The sequence below is a fragment of the Shinella sp. R2-11 genome, from assembly GCF_055330205.1.
This window is the reverse complement of record NZ_JBVAPC010000003.1, coordinates 175,106-200,760: the sequence shown is the minus strand read 5'-3', so window position 1 is coordinate 200,760 and position 25,655 is coordinate 175,106. Positions and strand designations below refer to the sequence as shown.

The following is a 25,655-nucleotide window of genomic DNA, read 5'->3' as shown; positions in this document are numbered from 1 at the left end:
CAAAGAATGATCGCGGCGCCCCGCGCCGGGGGATCATTCAGCAATTCAATGAAAGGCATCGGGAGATTTAATTTCGAAAACCGGATGCGCGCGCCTATAAACAGGCGGCCGGAGATCGAACCGGCCTCCCCTTCCGTCCCGTCGCCACCCGCAGGGACGTCGTCACGCCGAACACATCGATACGGTTAGTCTGCACCCGCGCCCTCCGCGCCGGCGGGCGCGTGGCCGTAGTGCAGGAAGCCAAAGATGCCGCGATCCGAGACCACCGAGTTTGCCGAGGGCGCCACCAGCGAAGCGCCGGAATTACCGGCGGCCCGCGCCATGCCCGCCGGCTTCCTCGGGCGGGTCGCGTCCTCGCTCATCCTTTATCCCCGCTATCGGCTGCTGTGGATTTCCAATCTCTTCTTCTTTGCCGGCGTGTGGACGCAGACCCTCGTGCTCGGCTGGCTGGTCTTCGAGATGACGGGCTCGGAATTTTCCGTCGCCATCTTCACCGCGGCGCGGCTTTCGCCGCTGATGCTCGGGCCCCTTGCCGGCGTGATCTCCGACCGTTTCAACCGGCCGCGATTGCTGCTCGTCGCGTCGGGCTGGGCGTTCTGCGTCCTGACCGTCGTCGCCCTTCTCGTGGCGCTGAACAGCATATCCTTTGCCGGCCTCGTCGCGGCGGGGTTCTGCATCGGCCTTGCGCAATCCCCCTCGCAGCCGGCGCGCTTCACGCTCGTCAGCGAACTTGTCGGGCGCAGGAGCCTCAGCAATGCCAATGCGCTCAACTCCATCGTCCTGAACATGACGCAGGTGATCGGTCCGGCGCTCGGCGGCGCGATGATTGCGGCCTTCGGCGCAGCCGCGGCGCTGGCGATCTCGGCGCTCTGGTATCTCGTTGCCTTCCTCGCGCTCTGGCCGCTCCGGCAGGTGAAGAACAGCCATGAGGCCATCGGTCCCCAGAGACTCCGAATCCTGCTTTCGGCCGGTTTCAGCACGGTCCTCTCGAACCGTCTTCTCGGTTCCGTGCTGCTCGTCACCTTTGCCGCCAATATCCTGCTCTGGCCGATCTATCAGGGCTTCATGCCCGTCATCGCGAAGGAGCATCTGGGGCTTTCGCCGAGCGGCCTCGGCTGGCTGCTGGCCTGCGCCGGCATGGGCGGTCTTGCGGGCTCGGTGATCGTCGCGGCGCTCGGCGACTTCCGTTACAAGGGCGGCCTCTTCGTGCTGGGCACGGCCACCTGGGGCGCGCTCTGGGCGGTCTTCGCCCTCTGTTCCTCCGTGCCCCTTTCCTTCGCGCTGATGGTTCTCATCGGCCTTGCCGCGGCGCCCTTCGGCATCCTGCAGACGACGCTGATGCTGATGATGACGGAGCCGCATGTGCAGGGCCGCGTCATGGGCATCCAGGAATTGACCATCGGCGTGATGCCGCTTGCCAGCATCATGCTGGGCGCCGCGGCCGAGCTCATCGGTATCACCCATGTGGCATTGGTCAGCGGAACGCTGCTCGCGACCTTCCTCGCCCTCCTGGCGCTTCGCGTTCCCGCGCTGTTGCGTTACAGCGGGCACGGGGATTGAACGCCAGACGAAAGGAACAGGCCATGACGAAGACGCTCGGCACGATTGCCGTATTCTGCGGATCGAACACCGGCGAAGGCGACGCCTATGTGGACGGCGCAAGGGCGCTCGGCGCGGCGCTCGCGGAAGCCGGCATCGCCCTCGTCTATGGCGGCACGACCAAGGGGCTGATGACCGTCGTGGCGGACGCCGTCCTTGCCGGCGGCGGTACGGTCCATGGCGTCATCACCGAAAGCCTCCATGCGCGCGGGCACTCCCATCCCGGCCTCAGCCGCCACGAGATCGTGCCGACCCTCGGCATCCGCAAGGCGCGCATGATCGAGCTGGCCGATGCCTTCATCGCCCTGCCGGGCGGGATCGGAACGGTCGAAGAGCTGATGGTCGTCTGGTCCATGAACCAGCTCGGCGAATTGGACAAGCCCGCCGGCCTGCTGAACGTGGCGGACTTCTTCTCGCCCTTCCTCGCCTTTCTCGACCGGATGGTCGAGACGAGGTTCCTGCCTCCCGCGCATCGCGGAAGCATCGCTGTCGACAGCGATCCGGCAAGCCTCATCGAAAAGCTGCGCGCCCATGAACGCACGAACGCGCCCAAGTGGCTCTGACGGCCCTCGCCAACCCTTCGGAAGATCGATAGCCTGGAACCGCAGGGCGGCGCGCCCGTTCTCACAAGCACGACAAGGCCGAAGGGAGATCGCATGACGACGCTATCGGGACAATGCCTCTGCGGGCAGGTGCGGCTTTCCGTGCGGGGAGAACCGTTGCGTGTCGGCATCTGCCACTGCACCGACTGCCGGCAGGAGAGCGGATCCGCCTTCACCTTCTACGGTATCTGGCCGGCCGGCCAGTTCGACTATTCCGGCGACGTCGCCGACTTTAAGGGCCGCTGCTATTGCCCGCATTGCGGCGGCCGGCTGTTCTCGCTCGACGAACGGGAAGCCGAGGTGAAGCTCGGCACCCTGCCCCGGGCGCCAACGCCCTTCACGCCGAGCTACGAACTCTGGGTCAAGCGCCGCGAGACATGGCTCCGGCCCATCGAGGGCGCCACGCAGTACGAGGAAGACCGGACTTGAGTCTTGCCCGCGCCCCGGCGGAAGTTTGTCCGTCGGGGTGCAGGAAATTTCGAGAATCTATTCGTCGCTGTCACGCACCTTGGACGCCTCTTCCTTGTCGGTCCGGCCGGCTGGAATGGAGGTCGTCGTTACGGAAACGGGGTCGGAGCCCGGGAACGTCTCCTTCAGGCCCTCGTCGAGATCGTTTTTCGTGCGGCTCTTGCGCTGCTCCTGCTTGAGGGATTCGACAGCGGGGGAAGAATGATGGCTGTTCAAGACATGTCTCCTTCTGTTCGCCATGGAACAGACGAGAGGCCGGTTTTGTTCCCGCCTGCGCGGGTGCCGGGCGGCTAGACCCTGCCGGCCCGGATCATCGAGAAGTAGTCGTCTCCCCCGACCTGCCCGCCCTTGAGCGCCAGTTGCAGCCCGTCGCTCGCGCCGCCGTGCACGGTGCAGAGAGGCGATCCCGGCGTCTGGGGCAGCGGCATCTTGAGGGTCAGCGCGGAAATACCCATTTCTCCGAGGGCGTGGCTGGACGTGTCGCCGCCCGCCACCACGGCGCGGGAAAGACCTGCCCGGGCGACAAGCTCCGACTGGATGCGCCCGAGCGCCCGGCCAAGCCGGTGGCGGGCGCCGGAACCGAGTTCCCCGCCCCGATCCGCCGCCGGGCCGAGCGCGGTATAGAGCACGACGCTACGCCCGGTCTCAAGGATATGCAGGCCCGCCTCGACCGCTTCGGCGATGGCCGTTTCCGAGGCATCGCCAGAAAGCGCCAACGGATCGATGGCAATGCCGTCGAAACCGTTCACAAGCGCATGGCGGATCTGGCGTTCGGTGGTGGGCGAGACGCTGCCGGAGACCACCGCGATCCGGTCGACGGCCCCGGCTGCCGGAAAGTCCGGCTTTTCGCCGACCAACCCGGCCTCGCGCCAAGCGGAAATGAGGGCGTATTCCACACCCGAGGAGCCGCAGACGAACTGGCTGCCGGTGCGCAGCCGTTCCCACAGCATCTTGCCGGCCGCCGCCTGCGTCGCATGGTCCAGCACGTCGAGAAGGAGGATATCGGCCACCTCGGGCGCGGGATCGGCAAGGAGGGCCACATTGTCGACATGCGCGGTCGTCAGCGCGGTCTGGCGGGCGAGATGGAGAAGCAGGTTGGCCTCGTCCATCGGCGTGACGGGATGGCGGGACATGACCGGGTGGCGGTCGATGCGATAGTTGCGGCCCTGATAGGCGGCGAAGAGCTCGCCGAAGGCCGTGTAACGCCGGATCTGCGGCGCGCCGACGATGAGCGGCACGGTCGCCGCGTCGAAAACCTGCCGGCCGATCTCGATCGCGCGGCCGATATTGCCGACATGCGGCGCCGAGTCGAAGGTCGAACAGACCTTGTAGTGGCAGAGATCGGCATTAAGCGTCTTCAGCCAGCCGAAGGCTTCGCGCAGATGGATATCCATCCAGTCCGGCGTCTCGCTGCGGCTCGTGCCGGCAAGGCCGAAGGCACGGGCGCCGGCAAAGCGGGACAGGAGGGCGGCATCCGGCGCCTTGAGAAACAGCACGGTGTCGACCCCGTTGGAGGCGAGCGCCTCCATGACGTCGGTCGAGCCGGTGAAATCGTCGCCGTAATAGCTGATCAATGACCGCGCCATGGTTCAGGCCCCCTTGCCGCCGGAAAACTTCTCGATGGATCGGGCAAGCTCGGGATGCTCGCGGGCATAGGCCTTGAGCGGGATGTCGGCGACCGCGGCCTCCCACGCCTGCTTCACCGCCTTCACCCCGGCGCCCGGCCCGCCCGGATGGCTGACGATGCCGCCGCCGCATAGATAGAGCAGGTCCGTCGAGCCGCCCGTCGCGGCGATCGTATCCGGCGCCTGCCCGCCCCACTGGCCGGAGCCGATGACCGGCAGGGCCACATCCTTCTCGGAAAACAGCGGGGCCGTCACCGCCTTATAGGAGCGCACGAAGCTCTCGTCCGGCTCCCAGTATTTCACGCGGATGCCGTTGATCTGGAACTGGTCGACGCCGAGCAGGCGCCAGAACTGCTGCCAGACGGAGAACTCGAAGCCGAGCCCGGCATGACGCGTGAGAATATCCCAGCCGTTGCGGTGCGCGTGCAGCACCAGCCCCGATCTCTTGCGCAGGAAGGCAAGGCCGCCGAAGCCGACGGAATTGATGTTGACCACGGCGCAATTGCCGCCCGCCTGCAGCACCATGTCGTGGTTGTGCATCATCTCGTCCGGGTCGGCATGGCTGATACCGAAGGCATACATCACCTTCTTGCCGGTCTTCTGCTCGTGGTCGAGGATCCTCGGCATGATCGCGGCGATGCGCTCCCCGAGCGGCGAATAGGCCGGGCTCATCAGCTTCTCGTCGTCCTTGATGAAGTCGACGCCGGCCTCGATGAGTTCGCCCACCATCTCGGCCGTCTCATGCGGGCGAAGGCCCAGCGCCGGCTTGACGATGGTGCCGATGATCGGCCGGTCCTTCACGCCCGTCAGCGCGAAGCTGCCCGGAATGCCGAATTGCGGGCCGGGATGGGCGGCGGCGAATTCCCGCGGTAGCGTCATGTCGACGATGCGGATGCCCGTCATGCCCTTGATCGAGAAGACGCCGCCGATCGCGATGGTCATCAGCGCGGCAAGGTCGGTCCCGACGGCATCCATCGGGAAATCGATATCGACATCGGCGCGGTTGAACGGCCCGGCGCCGCCGCCTTCATCGGGGAAGGACGCATGGTCGGCCGGCGGCAGCGGACGGATGGCGACGACGCGGGCCGCCACCCGCGCCTTCAGCTCCTCCGTCTCGCCGGGCAAGGCCACGAACGTGCCGGTCGACTGGTCGCTGGCAATCTTCGTCGCCATGGCTTCCACCGAGCCGGGCGTCTCTATCCGATAGGTCAGGCGGATCACGTCTCCTCCTCCGCGGCGCATGGCAGCCGCTTGTGAAAGCTCTACAACTGGTATAATGAGTATTTATGCTATTGCAAGCCGACTTTGCGAAAGCTGTTGCAGCAACGGAACTTGGTGCATATTCCAACCTGTCGAAACCAGGTGACTCATGAACGTCGTTTCCGAACCGATCGTCCGCAAGAAACTCTCCGACGAAGTCTTCGCGCGCCTCAGGCACATGATCGAGACCGGCGAGCTCAAGGCCGGCGACGAGATGCCCTCCGAGCGGGAACTCATGGAACGCTACGGCGTCGGCCGTCCCGCCATCCGCGAAGCCATGCAGGCGCTCGCCGGCAAGGGGCTCGTCGAGATCTCGCAGGGCGAGCGCGCCAAGGTGCTGCGCATCACCGCAGAGACGATCATCCGCCAAGTGGACCTGCCGGCAAAGATGATGCTCTCCGGCTCCTCCGACACGCTGGAGCACCTGAAAAGCGCCCGCATCTTCTTCGAGCGCGGCATGATCCGCGAGGCGGCGACCCGGGCGACGGCGGAACAGATCGCCGAGCTTCGCGCCCTTCTCGAAAAGCAGAAACAGAGCCTCGGCGACGCGGACGCCTTCATCGACGCGGACATGGAATTCCACCAGTGCATCGCCCGGATTTCCGGCAATCCGATCTTCGCGGCCGTCAGCGGTGCGATGCTGGGATGGCTGAAATCCTACCATACGGAAATGCTGATCTGGACGGGCCGCGAGAATTTCACGCTCGCCGAGCACGAGGAAATCATCCGCGCCATCGAGAACGGCAATGCGGACCTTGCCGAAAAGGCGATGATCAAGCATCTCGAACGCTCCCGCGCCCTCTATGCCCTCAAGGGCCAGAACTAGAGCAGCACCTCGACGCAGGCATAGGGCGGCAGTGTGATCTGTCCGCCCGCCGGCAATTCCTCCCCATCAGCCGCGATCAGCGCAACCCGGCGCGGCATTGCGCCAAGGGTGACGGCCTGCGTCTCGGGCGTGATGTTGGCGAGGAGGATGCGCTCCTTCGTAGCGAGCCCCAGCACGGCATCCGGCCGCGACGTCTCCACGGCAAAGACCGCCTGCCCGGCAAGGGCGCCGAGCCGTGACAGGACATGCGCGAGCGGCCGCATTTCGCCCTTCGCGGTCGCTTCGCCCTCGCCCGCGACAAGCCCGAACGGCCCGACCAGCGTGGAGAGCGTCAGCACTTCGAGGCCGGCGGACGCGACGGTCGCGGCATAGGCCAGCGTCCAGGCGGCGCCGAAGGCGCCATTGTGCCGGGGATCGACATTGGCCATGGGGATGCGCGATCCGAACGGGTTGTCTTTCGTCGCGCTGCCATAGGGGTTCTGGCGCATGGCGATGGTCGAGGGGCCGATGCGGTAAGGCTTGTCGCCATGGATGGCGCGCGCCGAACGGACGACATGGTGCAGCGCCTCGAAGGTCTGCATGACGGAAAGATCGTCGGCCGCATGGACGATCGGGTTGGTGCAATGGCTGACATAGTCCACGAGCGCGCCGGGCACGCGCTTGCGGTTGAGCTCGGTGAAATAGCTCATCATGCCCCCGCCGAGCCGCATGCCGGGGAAGACCGCACGGGCGGCGGCATAGACATCTTCCAGCGGCGGGCATTCCGGCCACTTGCTGCCGGGCGGGGTCGACTGCCGATCCACCGAGGAGCAGACGAAGAGCGTGTCGAGCGGCAATCCCGCCTCCCGCACCAGCGCGGCGAATTCGCCCATCTCCACGTCCAGCGGGCGCCGGCATGGCACGGCCAGTTCGAGCGTCACCTTGAGGCCGGACCGGGCGGCGATCTCCGCATAGCCTTTCAGCGCCGAAAGACCATGGCCCGCGACGGGATCGAAATGCGCGATCAGGTGGCGCGCGCCGATCGTCCGCAACAGGCCGAAGGCGGCCCGTTCTTCGGCGAGGCACTCCGGCCGGAGCCCGACGCCGATTTCGGGAAAGGCAAGACCGGCCGGCGAAAGCTTCAGCGAAACCGCCTTCGACGCATCGGCAGCCGGCGCGTCCGCCTGCGCATGGATTTCCACGAGCACCTGCTGACCGAACGGTTCGTTCTTCGGCACCAGATAGGGCCAAGGCAGCGCGAGCGGGCGTACATAGGTCTTGTAGGAACCGTCGGTCCAGTTGCGCTGGTCCTCCATTTCGAAGATGTCGCCGCGGAACTCCGTCGTCGCCGAGATGCCCGGCGCGACCCGGTGATTGATCGCGGCGATATCCTTGAAGGGCTGCCATGGCTCGATCCGGTCCGGCCAGTGCGCGTGCTCGACGCTTCCATCGCCATGGCGCACCTCGACCGGCTCGCCGGCAACGCCGACGACCGGATGCAGCACGACGAAGCCGGCGCGGGCGGTCTCGAAATCTCCGTCGCTGACGCAATCGGCGCAAAATGCCACCCTTTCCGGCGTGCCGGAGATCGCAATCGCGCAGTCGAGATTGGTGCCCGACGGGGCCGTGAAGCGTGCCTTGTAGGTGACGGTGAAGCCCTGCCCTGTCTCTTCGGCAACAAGATCGGTGATAACTGCGTTGCAGGTCCCCCAGTCCTTGTCCCGGACGAGGAAGGAGACGGCGCGCAGCACCTCATGCCCGCGATAGCGGAGAGTACGCAGATTGCCGTCCTGAAGCGCCACGCTCAAATCTCCAGCGATCAGCGTGCGGCTTTCGGGTTCCCGCTCGCGCGTTCCATAGAGCCGGAGCAGGTCCTCGCTCATCCGAGAAGTTCCCCCAGCGCGATGGTCTCGCCGCGCTCGGCGCTGAGATAGGCGGCCTCGACGAGGGCGAAGGTTTTCAGGTTGTCGCGGCCGGACGTGTCCGGTTCCTCTCCCACCGCCAGCCGCTCGATCCAATGCTTCTGGATGAGCGCGACGCTTTCCTGGATATTGTGCCAGGGGCGCGAGGCCCAGGGCAGCAGGTTCGGCGCGACGACGCTTCGCGTCGTGCCGTCCGGGCCATGGACGGTGAGTTTGTAGTCCTTGCCGAGGCGGAGCGTGCCCTCGCTTGCGTCGATCTCGACGAAGGTCTCCGGGAAGGGCTCTTCCGGCAGCTTCGTGGCATAGCTGACATCGACGATGGAGGTGATGCCGTTGTCGTGGTCGAGCAGCATGGTCGCCACGTCCTCGCCGGCGATCTCCGGGTTGATGCGCTTCGTCCGCGCCGTCATGCGGCCGGCATCGCCGAACAGGAAGCGGGCGATATCGAGCGCGTGGATGCCGAGGTCCTCGATGATGAAACGCCTGCCCTTGGCGAGATAGGGCTGGCCGGAAAAGACGTCGAAGCCCGAGCGAAACGAGACACGGCCCCAGAAGGGCGTGCCGATCGCACTGCTCTCCAGCACCGCCTTGACCGCGAGGATCGGCGTCTGCCAGCGGAAGTTCTCATGGATCATCAGCGGAATACCTGCCGCCTCGGCGGCGGCGACCATGGCCTTCGCATCCGCCAGCGTCGGCGCGAAAGGCTTCTGGCAGATCACCGGCACCTTGTGTCGCGCGGCAAGCTCGACAAGCGCACGGTGACTGCCGACCGTCGTCGCGACATCGACGAAATCGAAGCCGCCATCGGCGAACATCTCATCGGCCGACCGGTAACGCCTCGCCACGCCGAACTGGTCGCCGACGATGCCGAGCCGCTCGGGATCGCGGTCGCAGATCGCCACGATCTCCACGTCCGGCAGGTCCTGCCAGCCGTGCATCTGGTTGACGGCGAAGAAGCCGCAGCCGATCAGCGCACCCTTGAATTTCGCCATGCTCAGCCTGCCTTTGCCATCTGCATCAGGGTCACGCGCTGCTGGAGGCGGCGCTGCGCCTGGTCGACCACCACGGCCACGATGATCACGAGGCCCTTGATCACCATCTGCCAGAACGAGCTGACGCCCATCATCACCAGCCCGTCGGAGAGGATACCGATCACGAAGGCGCCGATGATCGTGCCGCCGATGGTGCCACGCCCGCCCGACATGGATGTACCACCGAGAACGGCCGCCGCAATGGCGTTCAGTTCGAGGTTCGTGCCGGTCGCCGGATGCGAGGCCATCAGTTCCGAGGAGATGACAAGGCCGACAATGGCCGCACAGAAGCCGGAGAACATGTAGACGAACATCTTCACGCGGTTGACGCGGATGCCGGACATGCGCGAGGCGCGCTCGTTGCCGCCGACGGCGAAGATATGCCGGCCGAGCGGCACGAAGCGGGCGAAATAGGCCGCGCCCAGCGCGACGACGATGAGGATCCAGACGGAGACCGGCAGGCCGAGGATCGTGCCCGAGCCGAGATAGGAAAATCCCTGGTTGCCGAGGTCCTCGCGGCCCGTGAGATTGGGAAGCGTCTGGCCGTCCGAATAGAGCAGCGCCATGCCGCGCGCCACATAGAGCGTGCCGAGCGTGGCGATGAATGGCGCGACATTGAGGCGGGTGATCAGCAGGCCGTTGACCGCGCCGATCAGGACGCCGACCGCCATGACGATGACCGCCACCTCGACGATGTTGAAATAGACCGTATAGCCGAAGGGCACGGCGACGCCATACATGATGAGCCCGCCGGCGATCATGCCGCAAAGGCCGACGATGGAGCCGACCGAAAGGTCGATGCCGCCGGTGATGATGACGAAGGTCATGCCGATGGCGAGGAAGGCGTTCTGCGTCGCATGCTTCGACATCAGGATCATGTTCGCGGTCGACAGGAAGTTCGGCGCGAAGATCGAGAAGAAGATGATCACCGCAAAGAGCGCGATGAAGGTCCTCAGCTTCATCAGCGTGAGCAGAGCCGATCCGGTGGAGAGGCTGTTTTCGGCGGCAGTTTGCGTTCCTGTCGTCATCACGCATGCATCCTTTTGGTTTTATGTCCCTCCGCGGAGGCCGAGACGATCATCTCCTCGGTGGCATCCTTGCGATCCACCACCGTCACCAGGCGGCCGTTGCTCATGACGGCGATGCGGTCGGAGAGCGCCATGACCTCCTCGAGGTCGGAGGTGGAGAACAGGATGGCGAGCCCCTCGCCCGCCAGCCGGCGCATGGTGCGGAAGACGTCCGCCTTGGCGCCGACATCGATGCCGCGGCTCGGCTCGTCCATCAGCAGCACCTTCGGGCCGGTCATCAGCGCCTTGCCGATCACCACCTTCTGCTGGTTGCCGCCCGACATGGAGGTGACGTCCAGTTCCGGGTTCTTCGCCTTGATGGAGAGGTTGCGGATCGCATCGAGGACCGCCTTCTTCTCCAGCTTGAGATCGATATGGAAGCCGCCCCTCACGAACTGGCCGAGGCTTGCCATCGACAGGTTGTCGGCAATCGACATGGACTGGACGAGGCCTTCGCGCTGCCGGTCCTCCGGGATCAGCGCCAGTCCCTCGCGGATACGCCGGGTCGTATCGCGGCCCTTCAACTCTTTACCCTCGACGAAGACCTTGCCGGTCGCATGCTCGTGCCGGCCCATGATGCATTCGAAAAGCTCGGAGCGCCCCGCGCCCATCAGGCCGTAGATGCCGAGGATCTCGCCCGCGCGGACGCCGATGGAAACGTGATCGACCGCATAGCCGCCCTGCGCGCGCGGCAGGCAGATATCCTGCGTGCGGAAGACTTCCGCGCCCGGCGCATGTTCGACCTGCTTGGCGAAATCCTTGGCGTCGGAACCGATCATCGAGCGCACGATCCAGCGCGTGTCGATGTCCTTGACCATGGCGTGGCCGGTGATCTGCCCGTCCTTCAGCACCGTGATGTAGTCGCCGATGCGCATCAGCTCTTCCAGCCGGTGCGAGATATAGACGATGGCGACGCCGCGCGCCTTGAGGTCGGCGATCACGCGGAAGAGCACGTCGACTTCCGCCGCGCTGAGCGCCGAGGTCGGCTCGTCCATGATGAGGATGCGGGTGTCGAGCGATACCGCCCGGGCGATCTCGACGAGCTGCTGCTGGCCGATCGGCAGGTCCTCGGCCAGCGTCTCGGCCGAAATGCCGGCTTCGAGGCGGTTCAGGAATTCGTTCGCCTTCTCGACCTGCGCCTTGTGGTCGATGCCGCGGATGCCGCGGGTGATCTCACGGGTGGCGAAGATGTTCTCCGCGACGGAGAGGTTGCCGAAGAGGTTCAGCTCCTGGAAGACGATGCCGATGCCGTGGCGCACCGCGTCGGCGGGATTGTCGAGGGTGATGCGCTCGCCTTCCATCCAGATCTCGCCGAGCGTTGGTCGCTCGACGCCGGCGATGATGCGCATCATGGTGGACTTGCCCGCGCCGTTCTCGCCCACCAGCACGTTCACCGCGCCACGCCGCAGCTTCAGGTTCGCCTTCTTCAGCGCCACGATGCCGGAATAGGCCTTCGTGATGTCCTTCAGTTCGAGAATGACGTCGCCATCGTCGATGCCGCTCATCTCAGCCTCCGATGGTGATGGTGGCGGGAACGAGCTGCGGCAGCTGGCCGGCCGCCGGCAGCGGATAGGCGCCCGTCGCCGTGACCGTCTTGCCCGTCAGCCCCTCGCGCGGCAGCTTTTCCAGGAGCGTGCGGTTCACATAAGTATTGAACGACTTGCCGAACTGCGCCCATTCGATCTGGTTCTTGAAGGAATTGAAGTCCACGAAATCCAGGCTGTCGCGCAGCGCCGTGCCCCGTATGGCCGGGCCTATCGAAATGCGCACATCCGCCTTGGCGTCGCCGTCGACGTCCACGTCGACATAGCCGGCGCGCGATTTCGTCTCTTCTGCGACGATCGTTCCGTCGACCTTGGCGATGAAAGTCCAGGGCGCGTTGCCCTGCTTGGCCTTGTAGCCGTATTTCTGCCCCGCCGCGTCGGGATTGGCCGCCGTCGCCGAAAGGACCTCGGGCAGCGGCGCGGCGCGCTTTTCGAGATAGGGCACGACCTTGCCGTCCCATATCTCGGCGACAAGCCTGTCGGGATCGAAGGCGCCGGCCTGATCCTCCCTGTCCTTGTCGGCGGTCTTGACGAATTTGCAGCCCGCGAGCCCGAGAGCTGATGCGAACACGATGACGGCGGCGGCCTTGAAGCGCATGGATGGGGTACTCCGGCATGTGGCGAGGCGCGGGATGACGATCATCCCGCGCCCGCTCCCTCGAAGATCAGTCCTTCAGCGCGAAGGTCTCGAGCTTGTCGGCATTGTCGGCATTGATCAGCACGCAGTCCATGAGCTGCTTTTCCTCGGCCGGCGTCTTGCCGCCGGTGATGAAGTCATGCGCCTGCTGGACGGCGAGCTGCGCCTGGGCATAGGCCGGCTGCAGCACGGTGGCCTTGATGCCGCCCGCCTTGATGGAGTCGCGAACGTCGTTCGAGCCATCGAAGCCGGTGACGATGACATCCTTCTTGCCGGCCGCCTGCAAGGCGGCGATGGCGCCCATGGCCATCGTGTCGTTGCCGGCGATGACGCCCTGGATGTCCGGATTGGCCTGGAGGATGGTCTCCATCTTCGAATAGGCTTCCGTCTGGCTCCAGTTGGCCGACTGCTGCGCGACCATCTTCATGTCCGGATATTCGTCGATGACGTCGTGGTAGCCCTTGGAGCGGATCCCGGCATTGGTGTCGGATTCCTTGCCGACGAGCTCGACATAATTGCCCTTCTCGCCCATCAGCCTGACGAATTCCTCGGCGCCGAGCTGCGCGCCCTGGTAATTGTTCGAGACTATCTGGGAGACGGCGACGCCGGCGGCGTTGATCTCGCGGTCGATCAGGAAGGACGGGATGCCGGCATCCTTGGCCTTCTGCACGGCGGCGACCGAAGCGTCGGCGCCGGCATTGTCGAGGATGATCGCCTTCGCACCGCGGCCGATGGCCGTGTCGATGAGCTGCGACTGCTTGTTGGCGTCGTCGTCATGCACCAGCACCAGCGCCTCGTAGCCGAGTTCCTTGGCCTTGGCTTCCGCGCCGACGGCCTCGGCCTTGAAGAAGGGATTGTCGTGGCTCGGCGTGATGATGGCGATGAGGTCGGCGGCGAAAGCCGGCACGGCAACGCTTGCGGCCATGACGGCGACAAAGCCGACGGTGATCAGTCTACGGGTAACCTTCATGTTTTCCTCCCGGTTAAGCACCGGCCTCCACGGCCATCCCTCCATTGAAATCGGCCGATCCGGTGCGATCCTTCATGGGGCAGTGCGCCCCGCGGCGGGCCGGAGCCCGCCGGTATTCACGTGATGCGCTGGATACTTGCGGCGATTTCCTCAGGTTCGAAGACGCGCTTCCAGTCGTCCTTCATCAGGACCGGCTTGCCGAACTCGATCGCCTTGTTGCAGGCGTCGGAAAAGACGCCGGGCGTCTCCTCGAAAATGACGGCGCCGAGGACGTTCATGTGGCCGAGCAGGAAATCGCGCGCGGCCTCCTTGGCGACGCCGCGGCGCACGCATTCGTCCATCGCCTCGCGCATGACGACCAGAAGCGAGGCACAGACGGTTTCCGAAAGCCCCGGCTCCAGCAGCGCCATCTGCTCGACCGTGACGCGGTGCGAGCGCATGACCGGCGCCCAGATGACCCTGGCGATCTCCTCGCCCAGCGCATAGGCCTCTTCCGGGCCTTGCATCAGGGCGGAAACGATATGCTGTTTGGCGGCGATGCCGCCGAAGAAGTCGCGCTTGGCAGCCGGCTCCGTCTCGTCGTTGAAGATCGGCGGATGGCAGGGATGCGTGACGAAATAAGTGAGGTCCGCGCGCTCCGGCAGGTGGCCGGCGAAGGGCGCGGCCGCATCGAGCGCCACGACCATGGTGCCGGGCTTCAGCTTGTCGACAATGCCGGCGGCAACCTTGCCGATCGCCGTATCCGGAACCGCGAGGATGACGACATCGGCGCCGGCAAGGCCCTCGTCGGCGGAAACGCAGGAAAGGCCGAGATCGTCGGCAAGGCGCGCCTTGCCGGCATCGCTCACCTCGATATGGCGGACATCGAAGCGCGAACCCTTGAGGTTCTTGGCGAGCCGATACCCCATTTTGCCACCGGCACCGAACAGCGCGATCGATGTCATCGAAGACCTCCCTGAATGCATGCGGCCGAATAGCGATGGATCAGCCGGAATTTCCTCCACCGGGCACCCGGCGTGAGCCTATATTTCTCAACTGGTATAACATGTCAATAACTATCTCTCTGAATATGTGATATCTCGTGGCTCTGCTCATTCTGGAAATTGATAATTCAGATTCGCGGAGTCCGTTAAGGCATTGAAGAAATGCGATAATGATTATGGCGGCGAAAAGAAAAAGAGCCGAACGTCACGCGACGTCCGGCTCAATGTCACACTGAACATGTTGCGTTCAAGCTAGGACAGCCGCTCACAAACGGGCGGAAATCGTCCTTGCGATCAGCGCCAGCGAGACTGCGCCGGCATCGGGATGGCCTATGCTGCGCTCGGCGAGCGGACGGGCGCGGCCGAGCCGTGGGGAAAGCGGCGCCGTCGCCTGCGCCGCCTTCTCGCAGGCGACGCTTGCCTTCTCCCATACCTCTTTCAGCGGCGCGCCATTCATGCTCGCCGCCTCAAGCGCGGCGACGAAAGGCACGAAGGCATCGACGAGCGTCTTGTCGCCCGGCTTCGCCCCGCCGAGACGCATGACATCGTCGAGGGCGAGGCGCGCGCCGCGGACCACGTCCGCCCCTGTCGGGGCCGCGTCATCGGTAAATGCCCCACTCCACGAGCGGAGCAGAAGTCCCCAGATCGCGCCCGACGTACCACCCGCACGGTCCGCCCAGGCATCGCCCGCCACCGCAAGCGCGCTCCTCGCGCCCGCGCCGCCGGCAACGGCCTGATGGATCGCTTCACGCGCGGCCGTCGCGCCGCGCCGCATGCCCTGGCCGTGGTCGCCGTCGCCGGCAAAGGCATCGATCCGGCCGAGCTCGGCTTCCGCCTCGCCGAGGGCCGACACCATGGCGTCGAGGATACCCGCAAGGCACCGGGCGCCTTCCCGCGAGGCGGGCGTCGCGGGGCCGAAGGTCGGGGCTTCGTCTTCCGCACGATCCCGCACGGCCGCCCGCTGCGTGTGGAAAGTCTCGCCGCGGCGGAAGACGGGCGTGTCGCAAGGCGCCAGCCAGTAGCGTTCCAGCTCCTCGTCGAGCCACATCACCGTCAAGGAGCAGCCCTGCATGTCGAGGCTGGTGACATATTCGCCGACCTCGGGCGCGACCAGATCGACGCCCGCCGCCTGCAACTGTCCTTCGACGGCGCCCCAGAGCACGAAGAGTTCTTCATACTTGGTCGCGCCGAGGCCGTTCAGCAGCACGGCGGCGCGTCGCGCGCCGGCCGGGCGCTCCGCAAGGACAGTCTCGACCAGAAGCTTCGCCAGATCGCCCGCCGGCACGATGTCCGTGTCGCGGATACCGGGCTCGCCGTGGATGCCGAGGCCGAGCGCCATCATGCCCTTCGGCACGGTGAAGAGCGGGTCCTTCGCGCCCGGCAGCGTGCAGCCGCCGAAGGCGACGCCGAACGAGAAGGTGCGGCTGTTGGCAAGCCGGGTGACGCGCTCGACCTCATCGATCGGAAGTCCCGCCTCCGCGGCCGCGCCCGCCACCTTGAAGACCACGAAATCGCCGGCGATGCCGCGGCGCTGAAGATGCCGTTCGGCAGGCGCGCTCGCGACATCGTCCGTCACCGTGACGATGCGCACATCGATCCCTTCCGCCCGCAGCCGCTCCGCCGCCACGCCGAAATTGAGCACGTCGCCGGCATAATTGCCGAAACCGAGAATGATGCCCCTGCCATAGTCCGCATTGCGGCAGACACGGGCGACCGCCGCCGTCGAAGGCGAGGCGAAGATCTCGCCGGCAACCGCCGCATCCGCCATGCCCGGCCCGACATAGCCGGCAAAGGCCGGATAATGCCCCGACCCGCCGCCGACGATGACCGAAACCTTGCCCGGAGGTACCGCCGTCGAGCGAACCACGCCCCCCTTCACCAGCCGGACATAGCGCCCGTAAACGCGGGAAAACCCCGCCAGCGCCGACGCGGCAAAGGTTTCCGGATCATCGACGATCTTGGTCATGGGGTCCTCCTGCAAGCAATCACGCCGCGAAGATGCAACAGGATCCGGGCCGGGAAAAGGGCAAAGATGCTGTCGGAGGAAAGCGATCAAGGGGCTGCCGTCAGGCGAGGCGTGGCAGGCAGGCCTATGGGAGAGCAGCGACTTGCCGCTCACCCAGCGAGGCGTCAGGTCCAACCGACCTTCAGCTTATGGGTTCACTCTCTATTCCAGTGTCTCGATGATCGCGTCGACGTCCTTGCAATCCTGTTCGGACGGCATCGATCCCGCTCGCGCGTCGATTGCCATCGCCGCGTCATGCGCCGTCTTGACCCGGGCAATCGTCGCCGGAGACTGGTCCTTCACGAGCATGCTGGAGGTCAGCTCCGCAACCTCGCCGGTGCGGCGGTTGAGCTCCAGCTCGGTGCAGGCTCCGGCTGCCGGAACGTCGCCGGCTGAACTTGCACCAGCGTCGGATAGGCTCACCGTCGAAACGGCAAGATCGCAAGCGGAGGCGAACTGCTCCGCCTTGTCTTCACGATAGATGCATTCGAAATTGTAGGCCTTGCCGTCGCGCACGGTGAAGACGTAGCGATTGATCGCAACGCTTTTGAATCGCTTGTTGGCGAACACCATGTCGACGGCCGGCTGGCCGAGCATGGTGGTCATGGCCGACGATTTGAGCTTGATGGACGGCAGAACGGCTATGGCCTTCGTGAATTCGTCGACGATGGCCTGCTGGTTCTCCCCGGTCACATCCGCGATGTCGCCGGGATCGCGGGGACCAAGGAAGGAAATGAGCACATCTCCGTTTTCCATGCTGGAAGCGGTGACGCCGGTTACGTCGCCGGTCCCGTCCGCAAACATATGGCTCAGTGTGAAGCCATGCGGATACTGGAAACTGTACGAGCCATCGGTTGATTCGAAGGTGTCCTGCGCGAAGCTTCCGGTGGGCATGGCGAGGGCGAGCGCCAGCAGCGCGATACGAATGACGAAAGACATGGGACTCCACTTGATAAAAAGTCTGCGCAGGCCGCGCCGAAAACGATGATTTTCCGCGACCGGGAGTGCAGGGGGACCGAATGTAGGTGAACACCCGAAGCGTGGGAAAGCGCTACCTTTAGAACGGCATAGACTGAATGTCGATTGATCCCGAACCTTCCGGGCGCTTCCCCTTATTGATGAGCGAACGCGCTGCCGTTCCTTGACACACGACACAATGAAATCACAAAATCACAAAATATCTGTTATTTCCTGCGAGACGATGTTATGAACTCCAAGCAGCCTTAGAGGAGGACGCGGTGAAACGGGAAGAGCGAAGGCAGGAGATCATCAATCTTCTGGTCGAGAGCCGCGCCGTCGAGCTCGAAGAGGTCGCCGCGCGCTTCGGCGTTTCCAAAATGACCATCCACCGCGATCTCGACGATCTCGAACGGGCCGGCGTGTTGCGCAAGGTGCGCGGCGGCGCGACGATCGACGCCGGCACGCAGTTCGAGAGCGACTTCCGTTTCCGCGAACGGCAGGAAGCGGATGTGAAGCTGATGCTCGCCCGCACCGCCGCCGGACTGGTCGAGCCGGGCATGACGGTCATGATCAATGACGGCTCGATGGCCTCGGTGCTCGGCGACGTGCTGTGCTCGAAGAAGCCGATCACCATCATCACCAACAATGCCGCGATCATGGAACGGGCGAAGGGCATTTCCGGCGTCACGCTGGTCGGGCTCGGCGGCACCTATTCCGCCAAGTTCAACGCCTATCTCGGCATCGTCACGGAAGAGGCGCTGTCGCGCCTGCGTGCCGACATCGCCTTCATCTCGGCGCCGGCCGCCTCCGGGCGCCTTGCCTATCACATGGACGAGGCAGTGGTGCGCGCCAAGCGCGCGATGATGGCCTCCAGCCGCCAGGCATGCCTTCTCGTCAACAGCCGGCGCTTCGGCCACACGGCGCTGCACGTCCTCGCCGACCTTGCCGAATTCGACACGGTGATATCCGACAACCCCCTGCCCCACGATACGACGGCCGAGCTTGCCGACTGCAAGACCGTGGTGCGCATCGCCCACAAGGAGACAACGACATGAGCCAAGGCCGGAACTTCTGGGTCGGCACGAGCTGGAAGATGAACAAGACGCTCGCCGAGGCGAAAGCCTTCGCGGAAGGCCTCAAGGCCGCCGACGGCGACCGGAACGCCCGCATCCAGCGCTTCGTCATCCCGCCCTTCACCGCCGTTCGCGAGGTCAAGGCGCTGCTCGCCGGCACCTCCGTCAAGGTCGGCGCGCAGAACATGCACTGGGCCGACGAAGGCGCCTGGACGGGCGAGGTCTCGCCCGTGATGCTGAAGGACTGCGGCCTCGACCTCGTCGAACTCGGCCATTCCGAGCGCCGCGAGCATTTCGGCGAGACGGACGAGACGGTCGGCCTCAAGACGGAAGCGGCCGTGCGCCACGGCCTCGTACCGCTGATCTGCATCGGCGAAACCCTTGCCGACCGCGAGAGCGGCCGCGCGGCGGAAGTGCTGGCGCGGCAGGTGCGCGGCGCCCTCGGCAAGCTCGAAGGTGCGCAGAAGCAGGCCGAAATCCTGCTTGCCTACGAGCCCGTCTGGGCCATCGGCGAGAGGGGCATTCCCGCGACCGCCGACTACGCGGATGCGCGCCATGGCGAGATCGCCAGGGTGGCGGAAGACATCCTCGGCCGCCGCATCCCCTGCCTCTATGGTGGATCGGTCAACCCGCAGAACTGCGAGGAACTGATCGCCTGCCCGAATATCGACGGGCTCTTCATCGGCCGCTCGGCCTGGAAGGTTGAAGGCTATCTCGACATCCTGGCGCGCTGCGCAACGATCTGAAAGGAGATCTCCCATGAAACTTGCCATTGCCGGTGACAGCGCGGGCGAAGGCCTCGCCAAGGTCCTCGCAGACCACCTGAAGGACCGCCACGAGGTGCACGAGATCTCGCGCACGGATGCCGGCCCGGACGCCTTCTACGCCAATCTCTCCGACCGCGTCGCCTCGGCCGTCATCGCTGGGGAATACGACCGCGCGATCCTCGTCTGCGGTACCGGCATCGGCGTCTGCATCTCGGCCAACAAGGTGCCCGGCATCCGCGCCGCGCTGACGCACGACACCTATTCGGCCGAACGCGCCGCCCTTTCCAACAATGCCCAGATCATCACGATGGGTGCCCGCGTCATCGGCTCGGAACTCGCGAAGGCCATCGCCGACGCCTACCTCGCCCAGACCTTCGACGAGAACGGCCGCTCGGCCGGCAACGTCAAGGCGATCGACGAGGTCGACGCGAAGTACAACGCCGGAAAGTAAGCCGGCACCCGGCGCCGCGCCTTCACCGGTGCGGCGCCTCCCTATTGGCTTCCGCAAAATTTCCTCCTTCCTTTTGATGAAAAGCAAGCCGGGACGGTCTTCCCCCTACGGAAGCGTCGCTTTGAACAAATGCGTCTAACGCTTTGTTTAAGAGTAGCATCTAGATTTCCGGCAACAGCCATCCTGAGGACATGAAGCCCTTGGTCGACACGGAAGCCATGCTGCAATTGGCGCAGCTCGTGGAGAATGCCGGATCCCTCGTTGCGGTCTTCGACCCGGAGGACCGACTGCGGTTTGCAAACCGGGCCTTTCGCGCCGCCTGGTTCGTCGACGACGATGAACAGCCCCTCTGGCCCGATCTCATGCGGCGGAATTTCCACGCCCGGCGCGGCACCGTCGTCGTGGCGCAGGATTTCGAGACCTGGCTGCGCTCCACGCAGGCGCGGCGTGGCAAGACGGGCTTCCGCGCCTTCGAGACCGACCTTCACGACGGGCGCTGGCTCTGGATGACGGAGACGATGCAGCCGAGCGGCTGGATGCTCTGCGTCGCGAGCGACATCAGCCTCATCCGCGCCGACGAGCGCACGCTGCGGCAGGATCGCGACTTCGCGATCAAGGCCTCCTTCACGGATGAGCTGACCGGCCTTCCCAGCCGCCGCTTCGCGATGGCGCGGCTTGCGGAACTCGTCGGCGCATCCGGCGGCGAGGCCCGCGACGTCGGGTGCCTTGCCGTCCTCGACATCGACAATTTCAAATATATCAACGACCGCTTCGGCCACAGCGTCGGCGATGCCGTCCTGAAGGACTTCGCCATCACCCTGCAGCGCCATCTGCGCAAGACCGATATTCTCGGCCGCGTCGGCGGCGAGGAATTCCTTCTCATCCTGCCGAACACGGCGATGGAAGATGCCGAAGCCATCCTCGAGCGCATGCTGGCGGCGGTTCGCCATTCCCGCCCCGTGCCGGACCAGGCGAGCTTCCGCTACACCTTCTCCGCCGGGCTTGCCTGGGCGGAAAGTGGCGAGGAGCCGAGCGACATCTACCGCAGGGCCGATCTTGCCCTCTACGCCGCCAAGATGCGCGGCCGCGACCAGCTCAGCATCGAGATCCAGCCCCGGCGGCATCTCGGCGGGGCAAGGGCGGAATAAGGGGCGGCGTCCACCTTACTTCCACTCGTAGGTCTTCTGCCCGTGGTGCGGGCGTTCCGCGACGAAGGCGGCCTGATCCTTCGCATTCGAAACGAACTGCAGGGCGTCGCCGTCGTCGTTGAACCCGGCGAAGACCATCAGCATGGAGCGGGCAGCAGGCTGGCCCTTCTTGCGATAGGAGAAGTTGACGGCGCAGTGCGGATAGCGCGCATCCAGCGTCTCGGAGGCCGCATCCGTCAGGGCGACGAACTGCCCGAGGGCAAGGAACCGGTCGATGGCGGTAAAGGCCGCCGCCCGGGCCATCTGCTGGCTGGCGCTGGCGGCTGCCGGCCGGCCGTAGAAGAGGTTGTCCGTCTGCCCCTTGCGCCGCTTCGTCTCATAGACGACGAGGCCGCCGGCCACGGCGAGTTCCAGACGCACGTCGAAGGTCTGGAACCCTTCGGGGCGGCTGTCGAGATCCGTAAACAGCGTCCGCAGGTCGGCAATGTAATCGGCATAGAAGGCAACGTTCATCGGGTGCGTCCGTCTGTTGTCGGTCGAGTCGGGGCGGGCATAGCACAGGCGCATGCCGGGCGACACCGCCCCGGCGGGCAAAGCGCAACCCGCCATCCCCAGGCCCGGCGCGCGGATGTCATTCGGGTGTCATCGCGATCTGCTGAAACGGGCTCCATGTCGTTCGGCAATCGGGGCGATCGGGCGAGGCCGCATCGACGGCTTCCGCATCGCTCCCGGTCGCGGCGAGAGAGATGTTCCAGCTTGGGAAACGTGCCCCGATGATCGAAACGGCCACCTCCGCCATCCCTTCTCCTGCAGCAGCGTGCGCGGACGGGGCGGCCAAGCGCCTCCATCGCGCCGTGCGCCGCAATCCGCTGCTGACGCCCTCCGGAATGTCGGAATATCTCTTCTCGCGGCTGTTCCGGAGCCTCGTCTATGCGCAGATCTGGGAAGATCCCGAGGTGGACATGGCGGCGCTGCGGATCGCGCCCGGCAACAGCATCGTCACCATCGCCTCGGGCGGGTGCAACGCGCTTTCCTACCTCGTCGCCGATCCGGCCCGGATCGAGGCGGTCGACCTCAATCCCGCGCATGTGGCCTTCAACCGCCTGAAACTCGCGGCGGCGGCCCGCCTGCCTGACTACGAGACCTTCTACCGCTTCTACGGCAGCGGCGACGACCGGCGGAACATCGCGGCCTATCGCACCTATCTGCAACCCCATCTCGACACGGAGACCCGCACCTATTGGGAAGGCCGCACGGTGACCGGCCGCCGCCGCCTCTCCATCTTCCATCGCCGCCTCTATCGCCACGGGCTTCTCGGCGGCTTCATCGGGCTCGGCCACAAGATGGCCCGGCTCTACGGCGCCGACCCACGCGGACTGCTCGATGCCCGGACCATGGAAGACCAGCGGCGCTTCTTCGACGAGACGCTCGCGCCGCTGTTCGACAAGCGGCTCATTCGCTGGGCGACGGGGCGCAAGAGCTCGCTCTTCGGCCTCGGCATTCCGCCGCAGCAATATGAAGCGCTTTCGGGCGCGGGCAGCGACATGGCGACGATCCTGCGCCAGCGGGTCGAAAAGCTCGCCTGCGGCTTCCCGTTGTCGGAAAACTACTTCGCCTGGCAGGCCTTCGGCCGCGGCTATGGCCCCGGCGACAGGGCGCCCTTGCCGCCCTACCTCGCCCGGCAGAACCATGAGATCATCCGGGAGCGCGCCTCCCGCATTTCCATCACCAACACGTCGCTGACGGAATTCCTCGCGGCCAAGCCCGCCGGTTCCGTCGACCGTTTCATCCTGCTCGATGCGCAGGACTGGATGACGGACGGACAGCTCAACGCCCTGTGGGCCGAGATCACCCGCAGCGCGGCTCCCGGCGCGCGCGTCATCTTTCGCACGGCGCCGGCCGAAAGCCTGCTGCCCGGCCGTGTCGACGACGCGCTTCTCGACCGATGGGCCTATCACGAGGCGGAATCGCGCGCCTTGCACGACAGGGACCGCTCGTCGATCTACGGCGGCTTCCATCTTTACGTGCTGAAGGACCATGCGGCATGAGCGCGGTCTCCGACCACGCCCTGCTGATGGACCGGATCTACCGCTGGCAGCGGCGGTTCGGCATCTATGACGCGACGCGCAAATATTACCTGCTCGGCCGCGACCCGATGCTTGCCGGCCTCCGCCCAAAGCCCGGCGGCGCGGTGCTGGAAATCGGCTGCGGCACGGGGCGCAATCTGGTGAAGGCCGCACGGCTCTATCCCGAGGCCCGCTTCCACGGCATCGACATTTCGCAGGAAATGCTCGCGGCGGCGGAAAAGGCGATCGAGGGCGCCGGCCTTGGCGACAGGGTCCGGCTGGCACGGGCGGACGCCGCCGCGTTCGATCCGCAATCGGCCTTCGGTCAGGAAGGCTACGATCGCATCTTCATTTCCTACGCGGTCTCGATGATCCCGCAATGGCGGCAGGTCATGGCGGAGGCAATGGCGCGCCTTGCGCCGGGCGGCGAACTGCATGTCGCGGATTTCGGCGATATGGCAGGCCTGCCGCGCTGGTTCGGCCGCGCCATGACCCGCTGGCTCGGCTGGCATCACGTGACGCCGCGCGCCGATCTCTTCACCGTCGCCGCCGAACAGGGCGGACACAGCGTGGAGAAGCGGCTTCACCGCGGCTTTTCGTGGATCGCCGTCATCCGGAAAGATTGAAGGCGGACGCTCCCGGTGCGTTCGGACCGGGAGCGGTATTGTCCTACTTGCGCAGGAAGTTCTTGAGGCGCTCGAGGCCGTCGACGAGCTTTTCTTCCGAGACGGCATGGCACCAGCGCAGCCAGCCCTCGCCCTCTGCGCCGAAGGCGGCGCCCGGCGCAAGGCCGAGGCCCACTTCCCGCACCAGCCGCTGCGCCAGTTCCAGCGAATTCTCGTAGCCTTCGATGCGAAGGAAGGCGTACATGGCTCCACCGGCTTCCGGCACGCTTACGCGGTTCATGCCGCGCAGGCCCTCGACGAGGAGCGCGCGGGTCCTGGCGAGATGGGCGCGCAGGCGCTGCACCTCCGCCTCCCCTTCGACGATCGCGGCGGTCGCCGCCCGCTGGGTCGGCTCGAAGATGCAGGAGAAATTGTATTCGACCAGCTTGGTCGCATCCGCGATCAGCGCATGTGGAACGACCATCCAGCCGACCCGCCAGCCGGTCATCGACCAGGCCTTGGAGAAACTGTTGACCGCAAGGACCCGGTCGCCTTCCTGGTAGTGCCGCAGGAAGGAAGGGGCGAAGGACTGCGCGGCATCGTAGACCAGACGCTGGTAGACCTCGTCGGCGAGGATCCAGATGCCGTGCTTGCGGCAATGGGCGAGGATGGCGCGGATGCTCTCGTCGTCGATCGTCCAGCCCGTCGGGTTGTTGGGCGAATTGACGATGACCATGCGCGTATCCGGCGTCAGCGCGGCGAGCAGCTTGTCCACGTCGAGCGACCAGCGGCCGTCATCGACCGAGAGGGCGACACGCTCGACATTCGCGCCGAGGATGAGCGGCGCCTCGCTGATATTCGGCCAGAGCGGCGTCACCGCCACCACGCGGTCGCCCGGCGACAGGACGAGCTGCAGGGCGATCTGCAGGCCGCTCATGCCCGAGCCGACGGCGATCACCCGGTCGGCGGAAATGCTGCAGCCGAGAAGCGCGCTCTGGTAGGCCGCGATGGCCTCGCGCAGATAGGGGCGGCCGAGGTTCTGGGAATAGAACGTCTCGCCCTTCAGGAGGGAGTCCGCCGCCGCATCGCGGATGAACTGCGGCGTGGGCGTGTCGGATTCGCCGAACCAGAAGGGCAGGACATTGGATGCCCCCATCGCGGCATTCGCGACCTCGCGGATGAGCGAACTGGAGAGCGCGCGGACAGTAGGCCGCGCTTCGACAGCGGTGTCAATCATCGTGCGTGACTTTCGTTTATGCGTTTTGAATCAGCCGGCAGCGCCATGCATGATGGAGCTGAGGAAGGCCTTGGCGCGCTCCGTCTGCGGCGTGTCGAACAGCGCGTCGGGCGCGTTCTGCTCGATGATCTGGCCGCTTTCCATGAAGACGACGCGGTGCGCGACGCGGCGGGCAAAGCCCATTTCGTGCGTCACGACGAGCATGGTGACGCCCGTCGCCGCGAGGCTCTGCATGACGTCCAGCACCTCGCCGACCATTTCCGGATCGAGTGCCGAGGTCGGCTCGTCGAAAAGCAGGACCGCCGGTTCCATGGCGAGCGCGCGGGCAATCGCCACGCGCTGCTGCTGGCCGCCCGAAAGCTGGTCGGGGAACTTTTCCATATGCGCGCCGAGGCCGACACGCTCCAGAAGCTGGCGGGCGCGCTGTTCGGCTTCCGCCTTGGCAATGCCGCGCACGCGGATCGGCGCGATGGCGACGTTGCGCAGCGCCGTCATGTGCGGGAAGAGGTTGAACTGCTGGAAGACCATGCCGACTTCGGCGCGCACCAGCGCAAGGTTCTTGCCCTGCTCCACCTTCACGCCGTCGACGACGATCTCGCCCGAGGAAATGGTCTCGAGACGGTTGATGCAGCGGATCAGCGTCGACTTGCCCGAGCCCGACGGCCCGATGATGGCGACCACCTCGCCGCGCTTGACCTCGAGGTTGACGCCTTGCAGCGCGTGGAAGGTGCCATAGTGCTTTTCGACATTGCGCATCGCAATGATCGGATCGGCGCTCGAAGGCGCGGGCGTATTCTGGCTCATGTCGGTTGCTCCGAAAAGGCTGCGGG

The 25,655-nt window shown here is 65.6% G+C and carries 25 protein-coding genes; 10 read left to right on the top strand and 15 right to left on the bottom strand.

The features are described from left to right. Positions 1 to 246: 246 nt before the first annotated feature. From ACZ1A1_RS09390 to ACZ1A1_RS09380, 3 genes are all read left to right on the top strand, one after another. Entirely contained in the window at positions 247 to 1,560 is a 1,314-nt protein-coding gene (locus ACZ1A1_RS09390) for an MFS transporter (protein ID WP_463619696.1), read from the top strand. A gap of 23 nt (positions 1,561 to 1,583) precedes the next feature. Continuing rightward, on the top strand, positions 1,584 to 2,162 hold the full coding sequence (locus ACZ1A1_RS09385) for an LOG family protein (protein ID WP_463619695.1): 579 nt from the start codon (positions 1,584 to 1,586) through the stop codon (positions 2,160 to 2,162). Positions 2,163 to 2,255: 93 nt separating this feature from the next. Beyond that, positions 2,256 to 2,630, top strand: coding sequence for a GFA family protein (locus ACZ1A1_RS09380; protein ID WP_463619694.1), 375 nt, complete (start codon positions 2,256 to 2,258; stop codon positions 2,628 to 2,630). Between the two features lie 57 nt (positions 2,631 to 2,687). Here the strand turns inward: ACZ1A1_RS09380 and ACZ1A1_RS09375 are convergent, their stop codons facing one another. The 3 genes from ACZ1A1_RS09375 to oiaX all read right to left on the bottom strand — a co-directional run bounded on the left by ACZ1A1_RS09375 (position 2,688) and on the right by oiaX (position 5,515). Then, on the bottom strand, positions 2,688 to 2,885 hold the full coding sequence (locus tag ACZ1A1_RS09375) for a hypothetical protein (protein WP_463619693.1): 198 nt from the start codon (positions 2,883 to 2,885) through the stop codon (positions 2,688 to 2,690). Positions 2,886 to 2,959: 74 nt separating this feature from the next. After that, positions 2,960 to 4,255 carry a four-carbon acid sugar kinase family protein gene (locus tag ACZ1A1_RS09370; protein ID WP_463619692.1) on the bottom strand — a complete coding sequence of 432 codons (1,296 nt, stop codon included), beginning with the start codon at positions 4,253 to 4,255 and terminating at the stop codon, positions 2,960 to 2,962. 3 nt (positions 4,256 to 4,258) lie between these two features. Beyond that, positions 4,259 to 5,515: a 3-oxo-isoapionate-4-phosphate decarboxylase OiaX gene (gene oiaX / locus ACZ1A1_RS09365; RefSeq protein WP_463619691.1), complete on the bottom strand. Its 1,257-nt coding sequence runs from the start codon at positions 5,513 to 5,515 to the stop codon at positions 4,259 to 4,261. Between the two features lie 148 nt (positions 5,516 to 5,663). Between oiaX and ACZ1A1_RS09360 the strand changes: the two genes are divergently transcribed. Further along, complete coding sequence (locus ACZ1A1_RS09360; RefSeq protein ID WP_463619690.1) at positions 5,664 to 6,380, top strand: transcriptional regulator NanR; 717 nt, start codon at positions 5,664 to 5,666, stop codon at positions 6,378 to 6,380. Here ACZ1A1_RS09360 and apnL read toward each other — a convergent pair. The 9 genes from apnL to ACZ1A1_RS09315 form a co-directional block, all read right to left on the bottom strand. After that, the gene (gene apnL / locus ACZ1A1_RS09355; RefSeq protein WP_463619689.1) at positions 6,377 to 8,242 is read right to left on the bottom strand and encodes a D-apionate lactonase; all 1,866 of its coding nucleotides are present in this window, start codon (positions 8,240 to 8,242) and stop codon (positions 6,377 to 6,379) included. The two genes, ACZ1A1_RS09360 and apnL, sit on opposite strands and share 4 nt — an antisense overlap. Further along, positions 8,239 to 9,273, bottom strand: coding sequence for a Gfo/Idh/MocA family protein (locus ACZ1A1_RS09350; RefSeq protein ID WP_463619687.1), 1,035 nt, complete (start codon positions 9,271 to 9,273; stop codon positions 8,239 to 8,241). The genes apnL and ACZ1A1_RS09350 overlap by 4 nt, the downstream gene beginning before the upstream one ends. Before the next feature lie 2 nt (positions 9,274 to 9,275). Continuing rightward, the gene (locus tag ACZ1A1_RS09345; protein WP_415213381.1) at positions 9,276 to 10,340 is read right to left on the bottom strand and encodes an ABC transporter permease; all 1,065 of its coding nucleotides are present in this window, start codon (positions 10,338 to 10,340) and stop codon (positions 9,276 to 9,278) included. After that, a complete protein-coding gene (locus ACZ1A1_RS09340; RefSeq protein ID WP_463619686.1) occupies positions 10,340 to 11,884 on the bottom strand; it encodes a sugar ABC transporter ATP-binding protein in 1,545 nt (514 codons plus the stop codon). The genes ACZ1A1_RS09345 and ACZ1A1_RS09340 overlap by 1 nt, the downstream gene beginning before the upstream one ends. Before the next feature lies 1 nt (position 11,885). Next, positions 11,886 to 12,521: a DUF2291 family protein gene (locus tag ACZ1A1_RS09335; RefSeq protein ID WP_463619685.1), complete on the bottom strand. Its 636-nt coding sequence runs from the start codon at positions 12,519 to 12,521 to the stop codon at positions 11,886 to 11,888. A 67-nt stretch (positions 12,522 to 12,588) separates the two neighbouring features. After that, positions 12,589 to 13,530 (bottom strand): D-ribose ABC transporter substrate-binding protein, encoded by a 942-nt coding sequence (locus ACZ1A1_RS09330; RefSeq protein WP_313194298.1) that lies wholly within the window; start codon positions 13,528 to 13,530, stop codon positions 12,589 to 12,591. Between the two features lie 116 nt (positions 13,531 to 13,646). Beyond that, on the bottom strand, positions 13,647 to 14,474 hold the full coding sequence (locus ACZ1A1_RS09325) for a phosphogluconate dehydrogenase C-terminal domain-containing protein (protein WP_463619684.1): 828 nt from the start codon (positions 14,472 to 14,474) through the stop codon (positions 13,647 to 13,649). A gap of 304 nt (positions 14,475 to 14,778) precedes the next feature. Beyond that, positions 14,779 to 16,479 carry a dihydroxyacetone kinase family protein gene (locus ACZ1A1_RS09320; protein WP_463619683.1) on the bottom strand — a complete coding sequence of 567 codons (1,701 nt, stop codon included), beginning with the start codon at positions 16,477 to 16,479 and terminating at the stop codon, positions 14,779 to 14,781. 201 nt (positions 16,480 to 16,680) lie between these two features. Beyond that, entirely contained in the window at positions 16,681 to 17,457 is a 777-nt protein-coding gene (locus tag ACZ1A1_RS09315) for a hypothetical protein (RefSeq protein WP_463619682.1), read from the bottom strand. A gap of 299 nt (positions 17,458 to 17,756) precedes the next feature. Between ACZ1A1_RS09315 and ACZ1A1_RS09310 the strand changes: the two genes are divergently transcribed. The 4 genes from ACZ1A1_RS09310 to ACZ1A1_RS09295 all read left to right on the top strand — a co-directional run bounded on the left by ACZ1A1_RS09310 (position 17,757) and on the right by ACZ1A1_RS09295 (position 20,917). Next, on the top strand, positions 17,757 to 18,533 hold the full coding sequence (locus ACZ1A1_RS09310; protein WP_463619680.1) for a DeoR/GlpR family DNA-binding transcription regulator: 777 nt from the start codon (positions 17,757 to 17,759) through the stop codon (positions 18,531 to 18,533). Then, entirely contained in the window at positions 18,530 to 19,297 is a 768-nt protein-coding gene (locus tag ACZ1A1_RS09305) for a triose-phosphate isomerase (protein ID WP_463619679.1), read from the top strand. The genes ACZ1A1_RS09310 and ACZ1A1_RS09305 overlap by 4 nt, the downstream gene beginning before the upstream one ends. A 13-nt stretch (positions 19,298 to 19,310) precedes the next feature. Next, a complete protein-coding gene (derI, locus tag ACZ1A1_RS09300; protein WP_119255678.1) occupies positions 19,311 to 19,769 on the top strand; it encodes a D-erythrulose-4-phosphate isomerase in 459 nt (152 codons plus the stop codon). A gap of 191 nt (positions 19,770 to 19,960) precedes the next feature. Next, positions 19,961 to 20,917 carry a sensor domain-containing diguanylate cyclase gene (locus tag ACZ1A1_RS09295; RefSeq protein ID WP_313194292.1) on the top strand — a complete coding sequence of 319 codons (957 nt, stop codon included), beginning with the start codon at positions 19,961 to 19,963 and terminating at the stop codon, positions 20,915 to 20,917. Between the two features lie 15 nt (positions 20,918 to 20,932). On the opposite strand, the gene ACZ1A1_RS09290 is transcribed toward ACZ1A1_RS09295, so the two are convergent. Beyond that, positions 20,933 to 21,430, bottom strand: coding sequence for a hypothetical protein (locus ACZ1A1_RS09290; RefSeq protein WP_463619678.1), 498 nt, complete (start codon positions 21,428 to 21,430; stop codon positions 20,933 to 20,935). Between the two features lie 260 nt (positions 21,431 to 21,690). Between ACZ1A1_RS09290 and ACZ1A1_RS09285 the strand changes: the two genes are divergently transcribed. Both ACZ1A1_RS09285 and ACZ1A1_RS09280 read left to right on the top strand, forming a co-directional pair. Further along, positions 21,691 to 22,965: a BtaA family protein gene (locus ACZ1A1_RS09285; protein WP_463619677.1), complete on the top strand. Its 1,275-nt coding sequence runs from the start codon at positions 21,691 to 21,693 to the stop codon at positions 22,963 to 22,965. Beyond that, complete coding sequence (locus ACZ1A1_RS09280) at positions 22,962 to 23,609, top strand: class I SAM-dependent methyltransferase (protein WP_463619676.1); 648 nt, start codon at positions 22,962 to 22,964, stop codon at positions 23,607 to 23,609. The genes ACZ1A1_RS09285 and ACZ1A1_RS09280 overlap by 4 nt, the downstream gene beginning before the upstream one ends. A 43-nt stretch (positions 23,610 to 23,652) precedes the next feature. On the opposite strand, the gene ACZ1A1_RS09275 is transcribed toward ACZ1A1_RS09280, so the two are convergent. Together ACZ1A1_RS09275 and ACZ1A1_RS09270 are read right to left on the bottom strand one after the other, a co-directional pair. After that, positions 23,653 to 24,825 carry a pyridoxal phosphate-dependent aminotransferase gene (locus ACZ1A1_RS09275; protein ID WP_463619675.1) on the bottom strand — a complete coding sequence of 391 codons (1,173 nt, stop codon included), beginning with the start codon at positions 24,823 to 24,825 and terminating at the stop codon, positions 23,653 to 23,655. A 30-nt stretch (positions 24,826 to 24,855) separates the two neighbouring features. Beyond that, positions 24,856 to 25,629, bottom strand: coding sequence for an amino acid ABC transporter ATP-binding protein (locus ACZ1A1_RS09270; RefSeq protein ID WP_415215233.1), 774 nt, complete (start codon positions 25,627 to 25,629; stop codon positions 24,856 to 24,858). Between the last annotated feature and the right edge of the window lie 26 nt (positions 25,630 to 25,655).

Excerpts from the sequence above, each read along its gene's own strand:
- ACZ1A1_RS09390 (WP_463619696.1), top strand. The coding sequence starts at position 247 with ATGCCGCGATCCGAGACCACCGAGTTTGCCGAGGGCGCCACCAGCGAA.
- ACZ1A1_RS09385 (WP_463619695.1), top strand. The coding sequence starts at position 1,584 with ATGACGAAGACGCTCGGCACGATTGCCGTATTCTGCGGATCGAACACC.
- ACZ1A1_RS09380 (WP_463619694.1), top strand. The coding sequence starts at position 2,256 with ATGACGACGCTATCGGGACAATGCCTCTGCGGGCAGGTGCGGCTTTCC.
- ACZ1A1_RS09370 (WP_463619692.1), bottom strand. The coding sequence starts at position 4,255 with ATGGCGCGGTCATTGATCAGCTATTACGGCGACGATTTCACCGGCTCG.
- ACZ1A1_RS09360 (WP_463619690.1), top strand. The coding sequence starts at position 5,664 with ATGAACGTCGTTTCCGAACCGATCGTCCGCAAGAAACTCTCCGACGAA.
- apnL (WP_463619689.1), bottom strand. The coding sequence starts at position 8,242 with ATGAGCGAGGACCTGCTCCGGCTCTATGGAACGCGCGAGCGGGAACCC.
- ACZ1A1_RS09350 (WP_463619687.1), bottom strand. The coding sequence starts at position 9,273 with ATGGCGAAATTCAAGGGTGCGCTGATCGGCTGCGGCTTCTTCGCCGTC.
- ACZ1A1_RS09345 (WP_415213381.1), bottom strand. The coding sequence starts at position 10,340 with ATGACGACAGGAACGCAAACTGCCGCCGAAAACAGCCTCTCCACCGGA.
- ACZ1A1_RS09340 (WP_463619686.1), bottom strand. The coding sequence starts at position 11,884 with ATGAGCGGCATCGACGATGGCGACGTCATTCTCGAACTGAAGGACATC.
- ACZ1A1_RS09335 (WP_463619685.1), bottom strand. The coding sequence starts at position 12,521 with ATGCGCTTCAAGGCCGCCGCCGTCATCGTGTTCGCATCAGCTCTCGGG.
- ACZ1A1_RS09330 (WP_313194298.1), bottom strand. The coding sequence starts at position 13,530 with ATGAAGGTTACCCGTAGACTGATCACCGTCGGCTTTGTCGCCGTCATG.
- ACZ1A1_RS09325 (WP_463619684.1), bottom strand. The coding sequence starts at position 14,474 with ATGACATCGATCGCGCTGTTCGGTGCCGGTGGCAAAATGGGGTATCGG.
- ACZ1A1_RS09320 (WP_463619683.1), bottom strand. The coding sequence starts at position 16,479 with ATGACCAAGATCGTCGATGATCCGGAAACCTTTGCCGCGTCGGCGCTG.
- ACZ1A1_RS09315 (WP_463619682.1), bottom strand. The coding sequence starts at position 17,457 with ATGTCTTTCGTCATTCGTATCGCGCTGCTGGCGCTCGCCCTCGCCATG.
- ACZ1A1_RS09305 (WP_463619679.1), top strand. The coding sequence starts at position 18,530 with ATGAGCCAAGGCCGGAACTTCTGGGTCGGCACGAGCTGGAAGATGAAC.
- derI (WP_119255678.1), top strand. The coding sequence starts at position 19,311 with ATGAAACTTGCCATTGCCGGTGACAGCGCGGGCGAAGGCCTCGCCAAG.
- ACZ1A1_RS09295 (WP_313194292.1), top strand. The coding sequence starts at position 19,961 with ATGAAGCCCTTGGTCGACACGGAAGCCATGCTGCAATTGGCGCAGCTC.
- ACZ1A1_RS09290 (WP_463619678.1), bottom strand. The coding sequence starts at position 21,430 with ATGAACGTTGCCTTCTATGCCGATTACATTGCCGACCTGCGGACGCTG.
- ACZ1A1_RS09285 (WP_463619677.1), top strand. The coding sequence starts at position 21,691 with ATGATCGAAACGGCCACCTCCGCCATCCCTTCTCCTGCAGCAGCGTGC.
- ACZ1A1_RS09280 (WP_463619676.1), top strand. The coding sequence starts at position 22,962 with ATGAGCGCGGTCTCCGACCACGCCCTGCTGATGGACCGGATCTACCGC.
- ACZ1A1_RS09275 (WP_463619675.1), bottom strand. The coding sequence starts at position 24,825 with ATGATTGACACCGCTGTCGAAGCGCGGCCTACTGTCCGCGCGCTCTCC.
- ACZ1A1_RS09270 (WP_415215233.1), bottom strand. The coding sequence starts at position 25,629 with ATGAGCCAGAATACGCCCGCGCCTTCGAGCGCCGATCCGATCATTGCG.